The sequence below is a fragment of the Kribbella sp. NPDC104218 genome (genome assembly GCF_055584105.1).
On the sequence record NZ_JBVJMQ010000005.1, the window covers coordinates 379604 to 392888 of the forward strand.

Below are 13285 nucleotides of genomic sequence, written 5' to 3' on the forward strand. Positions count from 1 at the left end.
CGAGCCCCTCCACCTCTGCAACTGAGGTGGAGGGGCTCGCGGCGCGGCAGCCGGGGTGCGGGCGTCCAGACCGGGATACGGTCGGGGTATGACCGTACTGAGGCTGGTCGGGACGGTGCTGCCGTCTGGTGAGCGGCAGGAAGTTTTCGTTCACGGTGATCGGGTGGTGGAGCGGCCGACCACGGCCGAGGTGACGACTGTGCACACCGGTGGGTGGATCCTGCCGGGGTTGGTGGACGCGCATTGTCATATCGGGCTGGATCAGCACGGGGGCGTCGACCGGGAGACGGCGGAGCGGCAGGCGGTCGCGGATCGGGACGCCGGGGCGTTGCTCGTCCGGGACGCCGGGTCGCCGACGGACACCCGGTGGATCGACGACCGGCCGGATCTGCCGAAGATCATCCGCGCGGGCCGGCACATTGCCCGCTCGAAGCGCTACATCCGCAACTACGGCTGGGAGATCGAGCCTGACGAGCTGGTCCGGTTCGTCGAGCAGGAGGCCCGCGCCGGTGACGGCTGGGTCAAACTCGTCGGCGACTGGATCGACCGCGCGGCCGGCGACCTGACGCCGTGCTGGCCGGCCGACGCGCTCACGGCGGCGATCGCCCGCGCCCACGAACTCGGCGCCCGCGTGACCGCGCACGTCTTCGGCGAGCACGCCCTCCCCGATCTGCTCGCAGCCGGGATCGACTGCATCGAGCACGGCACCGGCGTCGAGCCCGACCTGCTCGCACACATGGTCGAGCACCAGGTGGCCGTCGTCCCGACGCTGATCCAGCTGGAGAACTTCCCGGAGTACGCCGAGCAGGCCGCCGACAAGTTCCCGGTCTACTCGGCCCACATGACCGACCTGTACGAACGTCGCCTGCACCGGCTCCGCGACGCGTTCGAGGCCGGCGTCCCGGTGTACGCCGGGACGGACGCGGGCGGCGTCCTCGGGCACGGCCTGGTCGCGCAGGAGATCCAGGCGCTGACCGGGATCGGGATGTCGGGGGAGCAGGCGCTCGCGGCCGGCTCGTGGGCCGCCCGCGAGTGGCTGGGCGCGCCGAGCACGCTGCAGCCGGGTGACCCGGCCGACCTGGTCGTGTACGCCGAGGATCCGCGCGCCACTCCGGCGGTCCTCACCCACCCGAGTCTGATCCTGTTGCGTGGAATGATTCCCTGAGTTCGGACAGTGACGGGAAAAAGTTCACCCCAACCACTGGTCATGGCGGAAGTTTTTGGCTTAGCGTGCTGATCGGAGTCCCCGACGCCCCTCGGAGACCCGACCAAGGGAAGGAACACCCATGGGGAAAACCGCCCGAGTACCCGTGTCCAAGCTCTCCGCCCTGCTGGCCGCCGCGGCCGCCGGCACGCTCGCGCTGAGCGCCCTGCCGAGTAGCGCCGTCCAGCCCGTCCAGCCGGTGGGCTCCGTCGACATCTCGACCGCGTTCACGAACGCCGCCGCGAAGTACGACGTCCCGCGCGAGGTCCTGGTCGCCGTCGGCTACGCCGAGTCGCACCTGGACGGCCACGACGGCAAGCCCAGCCAGGCCAACGGCTACGGCGTCATGCACCTGGTCAGCAACAACCAGAACCCGACCATGTCCGAGGCCGCGAAGCTGACCGGTCTGCCGGTCGAGAAGCTCGCCAAGGACACCCCGTCGAATATCGACGGCGCCGCCGCCGTCCTCGATTCCTACGCCGACGCCGCCGGCCTGGCCGGTGACGCCCGCAAGGACGCCGGACGCTGGTACGAGGTCGTCGCCAAGTACTCGCACTCGGCCGACGCGCCGACCGCCCGTCTCTACACCGATGAGGTCTTCCGGATCATCAACGCCGGCGTCCAGGCCCCTGGGGTCAGCGTCGCGCCGAAGAAGGTCGCACCGGCCCGCGGCGCCTACACCAAGGTCGCCCCGCTCGGCACCCGGACGGAGTCCTCGATCCAGGCCGTCGACTACCCCGGCGCGATCTGGAACGCCGCCAGCAGCAGCAACTACCGCGTCGGCCGGACGTCGGCGATCTCGACGATCGTCATCCACGTCACCCAGGGCTCGTACGCCGGCACGATCAGCTGGTTCAAGAACCCGTCGTCCCAGGTCAGCGCGCACTACGTGATCCGCTCGTCCGACGGGCAGGTGACCCAGATGGTGGCCGAGAAGGACACCGCCTGGCACGTCCGCTCGGCGAACCCGTACACGATCGGTCTCGAGCACGAGGGCTTCGTCAACCAGCCGTCCTGGTTCACCGACGCGATGTACCGCTCGTCGGCCGCGGTCACCCGCAACATCGCCGACCGCCGGGGGATCCCGAAGGACCGGGCCCACATCAAGGGCCACAGCGAGGTACCGGGGAACGACCACACCGACCCCGGGCCGAACTGGAACTGGAACTACTACATGCAGCTGGTGAACGGCGGTAACCCGAACCCGCCGACCTACAACTTCACCACCTACGGCAGCGGCGTCCGGGTCCGCTCGGCGCCCCGGCTGAACGCCTCGATCGTCACCGAGCTGCCCGGCCCGACGCAGGTCTACGTCACCTGCCAGATCCAGGGCGACGCCGTCACCGCCGAAGGCACCACCAACAACTGGTGGGCCAAGCTGCGCGACCAGAACGGCTACATGACCAACATCTACATCGACCACCCGGACGCGAAGCTCCCGAACGTGCCGGTCTGCACAAGTTAGTCACACAGTCGTCACAGGGCCCAGGGTGCGAATCCTGGGCCCTGTGGTGTTTTCTGGAGAGGGAAGAGTAGAGCCTGCTGTACCGACGGACGCGCCGCTCGTGCCGGAGGATCGAGGGGACGGACGACGGAGGAGGCTGTAGAGATGGTGAGCAGGGTGCTGGCCCGCGGGGTGGCGGCGTGTGGGTACTTGACGGTCCGCTACCTGAAGTCGATGGTGCTGTTCGCGGCCACACCGATCAGCCTGCTGGTCGGCTGGGCGATCCCAGGAGTGACGGCCGGGCTGGTCCGGCTGGCGAACAGTGAGCTGGCCGCAGCACACCGCTATCTGGGCCGACCGGCCGCGCCACAGCTCCCACCGGCGGCAGCGCGGACGGCGGGTGACGTGGCGACGCTGATCTGGGACAAGTCGTTCCGGCGCAGCCTCTGGCTCTACCTCGGCTGTCTGGTCATGATTCCGGAGCTGTTCCTCGCAGTGGCGGCGTTCTTCGCCATTCCGGCCGCACTGCTGACCGCAGTGCTCTGGCCGCTCGACCCCGGCAACTTCACCATGATGGGCGTTCCGGTCGACAGCTGGTGGGACATCGCCTATCTGGCGCCGCTGCAGCTCCTGTTCGCGGTAGGCCTGCTCAGCTGGCTGACTCCGGCCGCGGCGCGTGGCCACGCCAAGGCAGTCAGCAAACTGCTGGCGCCTACCCCTGACCAGCTGGAGAACGCCCGGCTGGCTCAGCGCGTCGAGGAGCTGACCCGGACGCGCGCCGGCGCTGTGGACTCGCATGGCGCGGAGCTGCGCCGGATCGAGCGTGACCTGCACGACGGTACCCAGGCCCAGCTGGTCTCGCTCGCGATGCGGATCGGCATCGCCAAGCAGACCATGGCCGACGACCCGGAAAAGGCCGCCAAACTGCTCGACGACGCCCGGGACGGCGCAGAGCAGGCCATGCACGAGCTACGCGGCGTCCTGCGGACCATGTACCCGCCGATCCTGCAGGACCGCGGTCTGACCGGTGCCGTCGCCGCACTGTGCGCCCGCTGCCCGCTACCGGTCGAGCTGCGCATGGGCGAGCTCGGCGACGTCCCGGCCGCGGTCGAGGCCGCTGCGTACTTCGTCGTGGCCGAGTCGCTCACGAACGTCACCAAGCACTCCGCCGCCGGCCATGTCGACCTCCTGCTCGAACGCCGCGACCACGAGCTCTATCTGGCCATCACGGACGACGGAATCGGTGGCGCGCGCATCAACGAGCAGTCCGACCTGCTGGGCCGGGGGAGTGGTCTGCATGGCATGCTGCACCGGGTGCAAGCAATTGACGGCCACCTGGAGCTGACCAGCCCGATCGGCGGGCCCACCACGGTCGAGGTGCTCCTGCCGTGCGAGTGATCATCCTCGAGGACAATCCGATCCTTGCCGAGGGCCTCGGTCTGCTGCTCGGCAACTCGGGTTTCGAGGTCGCCGCGGTGGCGGCGGACGTCGATGAGTTCGCCCGGGCGATGACCGAGCACGAGGTGGACATCGCGGTCGTCGACGTCCGGCTGCCGCCGACGTTCACCGACGAGGGACTGCGGGCCGCGATCGACGCCCGCAAGGCCCGGCCCGGCCTGCCGGTGCTGGTTTTCTCGCAGTACGTCGAGGAAATCTACGCGGCCGAGCTGCTCGCGGCCGGCAGCGAAGGCGTCGGCTACCTGCTGAAGGACCGGGTGTCCCGCGTCGACGAGTTCCTCGAGGCGGTCCGCCGGGTGGCGGCCGGCGGGACCGTGCTCGACCCCGAGGTCGTCAGTCAGTTGATGATCAAGAAGAGCAATCCGCTCGATCGGCTGACCGCGAGAGAACGCGAAGTCCTCGCGCTGATGGCCGAGGGATTGGGTAACACCGCCATCGCGGACAAGCTGGTCGTCTCCGAAGGCGCCGTGCACAAACACGTTGGAAACGTTTTCCTCAAATTGGACCTGCCGCCGTCGGATTCCGGGCATCGCCGCGTGCTCGCCGTCCTGGCCTACTTGGGACTCTGACCGCCGCGGTCTTGACGCGCGCCGGAACGTCCGCCACTCTCGGTCCAGAGAGCGCTCTCACACCCACCGAAACCGCCCCTAGGTGAGGAGAGATCCATGAAGGTTCTGATTGCCGCCGTGCTCGCGGCCGGTGCGCTGAGCGTGCCCGGCGCCGGCCAAGCTGTTGCCGCAGGCATCGATCAGCCATTGGCCGGGCCCGGCCAGGCGGCCGCGATGCAGCAGGCGTTCGGGCTGACCGAGCAGCAGATGACCGCGCGGCTGAAGTCCGAGACCGACGCCGCCAAGCTGTTGCCGACGGCCCAGCGCGCGGCCGGCGCCGAGTACGGCGGCGCCTGGTACGACGCCGCCACCAGCAAGCTCGTCGTCGGACTCGCGGGCTCGTCGCGGACCGCCGCCGTCCAGGCGACCGGTGTCGAGACGATCGCCGTCCCGAAGAGCGCCGCGGTGCTCGACAAGCAGAAGAACGCCGTCGACAAACTGGCCGGGAAGTCGGTACCCGCCGCGGTCAGCGGCTGGGCCGCCGACCCGAAGACCGGCAGTGTCGTGGTGAATGTTCAAGCAGGTAAGCGGTCTCCGGCGGTCGACGCCTTTGTGGCGAAAGTGGCCAAGGCCGGTGCGGTGACGGTTCGCGAGGTCGCGGCCCAGGCGCCGCAGACCTTCGCGGCCGGCACGGTCGGCGGCGATCCGTACTACGTCGGCAACATCCGCTGCTCGATCGGCTTCTCGGTGCACGGCGGTTACGTCACCGCGGGGCACTGCGGCCGCGGCGGCATCGTCCGCGGCTGGGACGGTTCGAACCAGGGCGAGTTCCGCGGCTGGTCGTTCCCGGGTAACGACTATGCCTGGGTGCAGACCGGCTACGGCTGGTGGACCGTTCCCGTCGTCCTCGGCTGGGGTAACGGCGACCGGCTCGTCCGCGGCTCCTGGGAGGCGCCGGTCGGCTCGTCGATCTGTCGCAGCGGCTCGACCACGCACTGGCGCTGTGGCACCGTCCTGGCCAAGAACGAGACGGTGAACTACGGCAACGGTCAGTTGTTCTACGGAGCGACCAAGACCAGTGCCTGCGCCGAGGGCGGCGACTCGGGCGGGTCGTTCATCACCGGCGACCAGGCCCAGGGCGTCACCTCCGGCGGCTGGGGTAACTGCAGCAGCGGCGGGGAGACCTGGTTCCAGCCGGTGAACGAGATCCTCCAGGCGTACGGCCTGACCCTGCACACGGCGTAACGGACAGGTGTCCCGGATCCCCCGCGCAACAAGGGATCCGGGACACCTGGTTCAGCAGAGATCCACGCCGGGCAGTCGGGCGTCCGGGTGGTCGATGTAGATGTTGGTCATGAACCCGTTCTGGTCACGCAGCTTGGACCACCAGTTGTGCGAGTAGCCCTCGGCGCTGACCGTGTCGCCCTGGGTCTGGCACAGCACGTAGACCGTGGTCGGTCCGCCCAGCGTCGTCACGATCGACGCATTCAGCCGCGGCTGGGAGCGGACGTTGATCCCGGACCCCCAGGTCCGGAACTGCTTTCCGGGCCCACCGCAACCGTTGTCGCTGGTCAGGTGGTGGCTGCCGTAGGAGCCCGGGTAGGCGAGCCCGCTGCCGTTGATGACGATGTTCTGCCCGACACCGTTGTACAGCTGCTCGTAGTGGATGTGCGGACCGCTCGAAGCGCCGGTGCTACCGGTCACCCCGATCTGCTGGCCTTGGGAAACGGCTTGCCCGTTGGCCACCGAGTACGCGGACAGGTGGAAGTAGTAGGTCTTCCAGCCGCTGCCGTGCTCGACGGCGATGTAGTTGCCGGCGCCTCCGGGCTGTGAGAACCGGTACGCCGTACCGCCCGCGGAAGCGAGCACCGGCGTACCGTTCGTGGTGCCCCCGTCGGAGCGGATGAAGTCCAGCGCGCGCCGGACCTCCTGGGAGTGGTGGCTGTAGGTCCACTTTTGGCCACACGGGAACGGGGCCTTGAAATTCGGCGCGGCCTGCGCCTGCGTCGGTATCGCCACCAAAGTGGCGATACCGAGCAGCAGCGCGGCGAAAACTGCTAGCAATCTTCTGGGCGGCATTTTTTCAGTGTCGTGGTGAGTGACAAACCACGCAACAGCCCAGGTCGTGAATTTTTGTCAGACGGTCTGGTCGAGCGCCGGCTTGGCCTCGTCGCCCTTGCTGTTCAGCGATTCGATCAGCTGCTTGGCCAGCGCGAAACCGGAGCCGCCCATCGTGATCGTCTTGACCAGGGTGTCCTCGATGCCCTGGGCACCGTTCAGCACGACCATGTTGCCGACCTTCTCGAACGAGCTCGCCGCGGCGGACACGATCTCCGGGTAGGCCTCGGCCAGCTGCTGGGCGACGACGGCGTCGGTGTTGGTGGCCAGCGCCTCGGCGCGCGCCTTGATACCGGCCGCCTCGGCCATCGCCTTCGCCTGGACGGCGGCGGCCTCGGCCTTACCGGTCAGCTCGGTCGCCTTCGCCTCGGCCTCACCGCGCAGCTGGACCTCGCGGGCGTTCGCCTCGGCGGCCGCGATCTGCGCGTCGCGGGCGGCGGCGGCCAGCGTCCGCTGCCGGTACGCCTCGGCGTCGGCCGGCTTCAGCACCGACGACTCCAGCTGCTTCTCGGCCAGCGACGCGTTCAGCTTGGCGGTCTCGGTCTCGGCGACCACGACCTCCTGGCGGGCCAGCGCCTCGGCCAGCGGGCCGGACTGCGAGGCCTTCGAGTTCGCCTGGTCGACCTCGGCCTGGTAACCGGCCTGGGCGATCGAGCTCTGCCGGACGGCGGCGGCCTTCGCGGCGGCGGCGACCTGCTCGCGCTCGGTGGCCTCCTTGTCCCGCTCGGCCTGGGCGATCCGGGCCGCGGCCTCGACCGCGGCGGCCTGCGGGCGGCCGAGGTTGCGGATGTAGCCGGACTCGTCGTCGATCTCCTGGATCTGCAGCGAGTCGACCACCAGGCCGAGCTTCTCCATGTCGCCGGCCAGCGAGCCGCGGATGTTCGTGGTCAGCGTCTCGCGGTCGTGCAGCATCTCCTCGACCGTGGTGGAGCCGACGATCGCGCGCAGGTGACCGGCGAACAGCTCGTGGATGGTGCCCATGACCTGCTCGTCGCTCTGCTCCAGGAATCGGCGGGCGGCGTTCGCGATCGAGCCGTAGTCGTCACCGACCTTGTACGCCGTGACGCCCTTGATGTGCAGCGGGATGCCCTGTGACGACACGCACGTGACGGTCAGCGGCGTGGCCCGGATGTCCAGCGGCAACCGGCGGACGGTCTGGAAACCCGGCAGGACGGCGGTACCGCGGCCGACGACGATCTTGAAGCCCAGCGTCTCGTTGACCTGCTCGGTGCTGGAATGCGCGCCGAGGCCGGAGATGATGAGCGCCTCGTTCGGTTCGGCGACCCGCCAGACCATCCGGAAGATGATGAGCAGAACCACCAGCGCCACCGCGGCGGTGATCACGTACGTCCAGAGCATTACCCCTCCAGGGAACCCGATTTTCTACAGAGCGCGGGACACGTAGACCGTGCGCGGCGGGTCGTAGTCCACGACCACGACCTGCGCGCCGACCTCGATCACGTCGTCGACCGCGGGGTAAGCGTAGAAGGCTTCGGTGGCACCGCGAACCGGCAGCATCACCTCGCCGACGATTCCCGGTGCGATCCGCCCGATCACACGCCCCCGCTTGCCAATCATGACGCCCCTCCGACGTACCGCTGCTGCTCCCGGTTCCGCCGAAGCTTATCCCCTGACCGCGCCCTCGGTGGCGCCCTTGATGAACTGGCGCGCGAACACGATGAAGACCACGATCAGCGGGACCATCGCCATCAGCGCGCCGGTCATCACCATCGAGTAGTCGACGCCGTGCGAGCGGTTCAGCGACGACAGCGCGACCTGCAGGGTCAGGTGATCGGGATTCGTCAGCACCACCAACGGCCAGAAGTAGTCGTTCCAGGAGCCGACGAAGGTGAAGATGCCGAGGAACGCCAGCGCCGGCCGGGCCGACGGCAGCGCCACGTGCCGGTAGACGCCGAGGAAACCGCAGCCGTCCAGCGTCGCGGCCTCGACCAGCTCGTCGTGGATCGAGCTGGAGAAGTACTGCCGCAACCAGAAGATGCCGAACGCGTTGGCCGCCGCCGGGATGATGAGGGCCTTCAGCGAACCGACCCAGCCGAACGCCGCCATCGTCTGGAACTGCGGGATCGCGCCCAGCTGCGCGGGCAGCAGCATCGTCGCCAGCAGGATCACGAACAACGCGTTCCGGCCCGGGAACCGGTACTTCGCGAACGTGAACGCCGCCAGCGAGTCGAAGAACAGCACCAGCAGCGTCGTCGAGACCGCCACGATCAGCGTGTTGCCCATCGACTGGAAGAACGCGACGTTCTCGAGGACCGCGCGGATGTTGTCGTCCAGCTGCGAGCCGAGGGTGAACTTCGGCGGGAACCGGTAGATGTCGGCCGTCGTGTTGGTCGCCATCACGAGCGTCCAGTAGAACGGGAACAGGCTCAGGATCGCGGCCAGCGCCAGGGCGATGTGCAGCGTCACGCCTCGCCAGCGCCACCTCATTGTTTACCCCTTCCGCCGACCAGCTTCCAGTTGATCGCCGTGAACAGCAGCACCAGCATGAAGATGCTCAGCGCGATCGCGGCGGCGTACCCGTAGTCGTTGTTCAGGAAGGCCTGTTGGTAGAAGTACATGACGATCGTCAGGCCGCTCTGGCCGACGCCGCCGCTGTTGCCGACCATCACCTGAGGTTCGGTGAAGGTCTGCAGGCCGCCGATCGTGGCCGTGACGACGGTGAACAGCACGACCGGCCGTAGCTGCGGCAGCGTGATCGAGAAGAAGGTCCGGACGGCGCCGGCGCCGTCCACCTTGGCCGCCTCGTACTGCTCGCGCGGGATCGCCTGCAGCCCGGCCAGGTAGATGATCGTGTTGTAGCCGGCCCACTGCCACACGATCATCGTGGAGATCGCGATCTTGATCCCCCACGGTTCGCCGAGCCAGTCCTGCGCCGTGACGCCGAGCGCTCGCAGACCGGAGTTGATCAGCCCGAAGTTCGTGCTGAAGACGGCCGCGAAGAAGATCGCGGCGGCCACCAGCGAGGTGATGTTCGGGATGAAGTAGGCGATCCGGTAGACGCCGGAGAACCGGACGGCGGAGTTCAGCATCACGGCCAGCACGAGCGCGATCGCCAGCGTCGGCACGGTCGACATGAAGAACAGCACCACGGTGTTCTTCAGCGCCAGCCAGAACGTGCTGTCCTCGATCAGGAACGCGAAGTTCTGCAGGCCGACGAACGTGCGCGGGGTGAACCCGTCCCACTTCTGGAAGCCGAGCAGGATCGTGGAGGCCATCGGGTAGAGGCCGAAGACCAGGAACAGCAGGTAGAACGGCGACAGCGCCAGGTAGAACCGCCAGTACGACCGGATGCTGCGCCGGCGCCTCGGCTCGACCGGCCGGGGCGCCTTCGCGGGGGTTGTCGCCGTCAGCGTCACTGAACGCCCTGACGTTTGCCGATCTGCTTGGCCTTCGCGACGGCCTCGGTCCAAGCCGCGTCGGAGGTCTTCTTACCGACCTGCACCAGTTTCAGCGCGTCGGTGAACGGGACGGCGATCGCGGCGTCCAGCGGCGCCTCGTACGCGATCGGGATGTTCTGCGCGGCCGGGCCGAAGACCTCGATCGGCACCTGGCCGCCGAAGAACGGGTCGGCCGCCTTCAGCTGCGGTTTGTCGTAGGCCGCCGGGGTGGCCGGGAAGATCTGCGCGTCGGCGAAGGCCTTGGCTTCGTTGTCCGGGCTGAGCATGTACTTGATCACCTCGAAGGCGGCCTTCGGGTCGGCGGCGTTCTTGGTGACGGCCAGGAACGAGCCGCCGAAGTTCGCCGGGCCGCCCGGGGTCGGCGCCACCCGCCACTTGCCGACGCTGGTCTTGGCCGCCGACTTGATGTCCAGCGCGACCCAGGCCGCGCCGACCACGGTCGGGACGGTGCCCTGGTCGAGACCGGCGTTCCAGTCGTTCGAGCCGCCGAGCGTCCGGCCGTCGACCTTGGCCGTCATCGCCTTCACCGCGGTGTCCCAGGCCTTGCGGATGTGGTCCTGGTCGCCGATGAACTTGTTGTCCTTGTCGATGTAGCGCGCCGTGCCCTGGTTGACGATCGTGCCGTACATGTCGACGGCGTCGGCGACGATCGGGGCCTTCGGGTTCTTCTTCAGCAGCTCGACGCCGGCGGCGATCAGGTCGTCCCAGGTCTTGATCTGCTCGGCCACCTGCTTCGGGTCGCCCGGCAGGCCGCCCGCGGTGAAGATGTCCTCGCGGTAGAACAGTGCGGTCGGGCCGATGTCGATCGGGATGCCGAGCACCTGGCCGTCCAGCGTGGTGGCCTGCTTGACCTTCCAGTCCAGGTACTGGCCGAGGAAGGCGTCGTCCGCGCCGATCGTCTTCAGGTCCACGAACCGGCTGGCCTGCGGCAGCAGCGAGGCGATGTCCTCGCCCTTGATCCCGGTGATGTCCGGGATCGACGTCCCGCCGCTGAACGTGGTGAGCAGCTTCTGCTTGAAGTCGCCGCCGACCTCGGAGTACTTGATCTTCTGGTCGGAGAAGTGCGCGATCGTGTCGTCCAGGACGGACTTGCCCAGACCGCCCGGCCAGCACCACAGCGCCAGGTTCCCGGTGGCGTTCTTCTTGGTCGTGCCGGTGTCCATTCCGGACGAACAGGCGACGACCGTGCCGCCGACAACGGCTGCGAGGCCCCCAGCAAGCAGCGTTCGACGTGACAGCTCCATGGTCTTACCTTCCTGAGTGAGCGCTGATCAGCGCGTGGAGGTGACGGTCTTCGGGGTGGGCGGTCTGCCACCGGGCCAGATCCGCCCAGCGCGGCGCGGAGTCCGCGCCGCCGAGCCGGGTGACGGACAGGGCCGCGGTGAGGGCGGCGAACCGGACCCGCTGCGCGAGCGGCAGCTCCCACAGCGTGGCCGCGATGAAGCCGGCGGCGAACACATCACCCGCCCCGGTGGTGTCCGCCGCCGGAACGGGGTAGGCCGGGACGGCGACGCGTTCGCCCGTCCGGCCGTCGACGGCCAGAGCGCCGTCCGCGCCGTCGGACACCACGACGACGGCGACCTCGGTCGCCAGCGCGTCCAGGGCCGCGGCGGGTGTGGTGGTGCGGGTGTAGGCCATCGCCTCGTCCGCGTTCGGTAGGAAGACGTCGCAGTACTCGAGTTGCTCGAGGACGGCGGGATCCCAGCGCTCGCTCGGATCCCAGCCTACGTCGGCGAACACCAGACTCCCGGCAGCCTTCGCCTTGGCCAGCCACTCGTTCGGCCACGGGCCGATGTGCGCGGCAACGGCTTTCGCTGTCGGAGCCGAGCTGATCAGGTCGTCCGCCGTCAGCGGGGGAGCGCTGCCGCGGGTGACCAGGGCGCGGTCGTTGTCATAGGCAAGGGCCACGGTGAGCGGGGTGGGCCAGCCGGGAACGCTTCTGGACAGGCTCAGGTCGATACCCTCGCCGGCCAGGTCGTCGTAGAGGCGGGCGCCCAGGTCGTCGGCGCCGAAGACGGCGGCCATGCCGGTGCGCAGGCCGAGCCGGGCGAGCGCGACGGCGAAGTTGGCGATCCCGCCAGGGCTTTCGTGTGAGTCCGTCGCCCAGACCTCGGTACCGGGGCGCGGGGGCGTGGGCAGGCCGAGCACCAGATCCTGGAAGACCAGGCCGGATACGACTACGTCAAGCTCTGCCATGAGCTGCCCCACACTCCTGCACTTTTGATCAAACTCGTGCATGAATCTTGGATCGCTTCGTCAACTTCCGCAATACCTGAGCATACTCATGACTGAAAATGACGGAGTTTGCGTGATACGGTCGTGATGTGTTGCCGAAGCAGCGTCAGGACGAGATCGTGCGCGCCCTCCGGGTCGACAAGGCCGGGGGTGTGAAGGTGCTGGCTGCCCGCCTGGGCGTCAGCGAGGCGACCATTCGGCGTGACTTGGAGCAGCTGCACGACGAGGGCCGGCTGACCCGGGTGTACGGCGGTGCGCTGGCGGTCGACGGCGGTGACGAGCCGTTCGCCGACGTGAACGCCGTCCACGCCGCGGAGAAGGACCGGATCGCCCGGCGTGCGGCCGAGCTCATTCAGGACGGCGAGTCCGTGCTGCTCGACATCGGGACGACGGCGCTGCGGGTCGCCCAGCATCTGCACGGCCGGTCGCTGACCGTTGTCACCAGCAACCTCGCCGTACTCGAAGAGCTGCAGAACGACGAGTCGATCGAGCTGATCATCCTCGGCGGGTTCGTGCGGCGCAGCTACCGGTCGCTGGTGGGCTATCTGACCGAGGAGAGCCTGCGGCAGATCCACGTCGACTGGCTCTTCCTGGGGACGAGCGGCGTCCGTCCGGACGGGCGGGTGATGGACAGCACGATGATCGAGGTGCCGGTCAAGCGCGCGATGATCCGGGCCGCCGACCGCGTCGTCCTCCTCGCCGACGCGACGAAGTTCCCCGGCCACGGCGTCGCTCGCGTCTGCGAGCCCGGCGAGCTGCACATGCTCGTCACCGAGTCGGCCGCCGACGCGGCGACGCGGACGCAACTGACAGAAGCAGGAGTCCAGGTGGTGCTGGCGTGAGCGGACAGGTGGTTGTG

13 protein-coding genes are annotated in these 13285 nt (G+C 68.7%); 6 read left to right on the forward strand and 7 right to left on the reverse strand.

What is annotated here, in order from left to right:
• Positions 1-88: 88 nt before the first annotated feature.
• From ACZ6ZD_RS35180 to ACZ6ZD_RS35200, 5 genes are all read left to right on the forward strand, one after another.
• Positions 89-1165: an amidohydrolase family protein gene (locus tag ACZ6ZD_RS35180; RefSeq protein WP_465678737.1), complete on the forward strand. Its 1077-nt coding sequence runs from the start codon at positions 89-91 to the stop codon at positions 1163-1165.
• 121 nt (positions 1166-1286) lie between these two features.
• Positions 1287-2669: an N-acetylmuramoyl-L-alanine amidase gene (locus ACZ6ZD_RS35185; protein ID WP_465678738.1), complete on the forward strand. Its 1383-nt coding sequence runs from the start codon at positions 1287-1289 to the stop codon at positions 2667-2669.
• A 144-nt stretch (positions 2670-2813) separates the two neighbouring features.
• Complete coding sequence (locus ACZ6ZD_RS35190; RefSeq protein WP_465678739.1) at positions 2814-4046, forward strand: sensor histidine kinase; 1233 nt, start codon at positions 2814-2816, stop codon at positions 4044-4046.
• A complete protein-coding gene (locus ACZ6ZD_RS35195; protein ID WP_465678741.1) occupies positions 4037-4675 on the forward strand; it encodes a response regulator in 639 nt (212 codons plus the stop codon). The genes ACZ6ZD_RS35190 and ACZ6ZD_RS35195 overlap by 10 nt, the downstream gene beginning before the upstream one ends.
• A gap of 96 nt (positions 4676-4771) precedes the next feature.
• Positions 4772-5899 (forward strand): S1 family peptidase, encoded by a 1128-nt coding sequence (locus tag ACZ6ZD_RS35200; protein WP_465678742.1) that lies wholly within the window; start codon positions 4772-4774, stop codon positions 5897-5899.
• 51 nt (positions 5900-5950) lie between these two features.
• Here ACZ6ZD_RS35200 and ACZ6ZD_RS35205 read toward each other — a convergent pair whose 3' ends face one another.
• From ACZ6ZD_RS35205 to ACZ6ZD_RS35235, 7 genes are read right to left on the reverse strand one after another with little or no spacing between them, the layout of a single operon-like run.
• Positions 5951-6733 carry a peptidoglycan DD-metalloendopeptidase family protein gene (locus ACZ6ZD_RS35205; protein ID WP_465678743.1) on the reverse strand — a complete coding sequence of 261 codons (783 nt, stop codon included), beginning with the start codon at positions 6731-6733 and terminating at the stop codon, positions 5951-5953.
• A gap of 57 nt (positions 6734-6790) precedes the next feature.
• Complete coding sequence (locus tag ACZ6ZD_RS35210; protein ID WP_465678745.1) at positions 6791-8131, reverse strand: flotillin family protein; 1341 nt, start codon at positions 8129-8131, stop codon at positions 6791-6793.
• A 24-nt stretch (positions 8132-8155) separates the two neighbouring features.
• On the reverse strand, positions 8156-8350 hold the full coding sequence (locus ACZ6ZD_RS35215; protein WP_465678746.1) for a hypothetical protein: 195 nt from the start codon (positions 8348-8350) through the stop codon (positions 8156-8158).
• Between the two features lie 45 nt (positions 8351-8395).
• Positions 8396-9220, reverse strand: coding sequence for a carbohydrate ABC transporter permease (locus ACZ6ZD_RS35220; protein ID WP_465678747.1), 825 nt, complete (start codon positions 9218-9220; stop codon positions 8396-8398).
• Entirely contained in the window at positions 9217-10149 is a 933-nt protein-coding gene (locus ACZ6ZD_RS35225) for a carbohydrate ABC transporter permease (protein ID WP_465678749.1), read from the reverse strand. Before ACZ6ZD_RS35225 ends, ACZ6ZD_RS35220 begins: the two co-directional genes overlap by 4 nt.
• Complete coding sequence (locus ACZ6ZD_RS35230) at positions 10146-11435, reverse strand: ABC transporter substrate-binding protein (RefSeq protein WP_465678750.1); 1290 nt, start codon at positions 11433-11435, stop codon at positions 10146-10148. Before ACZ6ZD_RS35230 ends, ACZ6ZD_RS35225 begins: the two co-directional genes overlap by 4 nt.
• Before the next feature lie 4 nt (positions 11436-11439).
• Positions 11440-12387, reverse strand: coding sequence for a carbohydrate kinase family protein (locus ACZ6ZD_RS35235; RefSeq protein WP_465678751.1), 948 nt, complete (start codon positions 12385-12387; stop codon positions 11440-11442).
• 128 nt (positions 12388-12515) lie between these two features.
• Between ACZ6ZD_RS35235 and ACZ6ZD_RS35240 the strand changes: the two genes are divergently transcribed.
• Complete coding sequence (locus ACZ6ZD_RS35240) at positions 12516-13268, forward strand: DeoR/GlpR family DNA-binding transcription regulator (RefSeq protein WP_465678753.1); 753 nt, start codon at positions 12516-12518, stop codon at positions 13266-13268.
• The last annotated feature ends 17 nt before the right edge of the window (positions 13269-13285 follow it).

Coding starts and splice junctions, on each gene's coding strand:
- ACZ6ZD_RS35235 (WP_465678751.1), bottom strand. CDS start 12,387: ATGGCAGAGCTTGACGTAGTCGTATCCGGCCTGGTCTTCCAGGATCTG.
- ACZ6ZD_RS35180 (WP_465678737.1), top strand. CDS start 89: ATGACCGTACTGAGGCTGGTCGGGACGGTGCTGCCGTCTGGTGAGCGG.
- ACZ6ZD_RS35230 (WP_465678750.1), bottom strand. CDS start 11,435: ATGGAGCTGTCACGTCGAACGCTGCTTGCTGGGGGCCTCGCAGCCGTT.
- ACZ6ZD_RS35215 (WP_465678746.1), bottom strand. CDS start 8,350: ATGATTGGCAAGCGGGGGCGTGTGATCGGGCGGATCGCACCGGGAATC.
- ACZ6ZD_RS35220 (WP_465678747.1), bottom strand. CDS start 9,220: ATGAGGTGGCGCTGGCGAGGCGTGACGCTGCACATCGCCCTGGCGCTG.
- ACZ6ZD_RS35185 (WP_465678738.1), top strand. CDS start 1,287: ATGGGGAAAACCGCCCGAGTACCCGTGTCCAAGCTCTCCGCCCTGCTG.
- ACZ6ZD_RS35205 (WP_465678743.1), bottom strand. CDS start 6,733: ATGCCGCCCAGAAGATTGCTAGCAGTTTTCGCCGCGCTGCTGCTCGGT.
- ACZ6ZD_RS35200 (WP_465678742.1), top strand. CDS start 4,772: ATGAAGGTTCTGATTGCCGCCGTGCTCGCGGCCGGTGCGCTGAGCGTG.
- ACZ6ZD_RS35190 (WP_465678739.1), top strand. CDS start 2,814: ATGGTGAGCAGGGTGCTGGCCCGCGGGGTGGCGGCGTGTGGGTACTTG.
- ACZ6ZD_RS35210 (WP_465678745.1), bottom strand. CDS start 8,131: ATGCTCTGGACGTACGTGATCACCGCCGCGGTGGCGCTGGTGGTTCTG.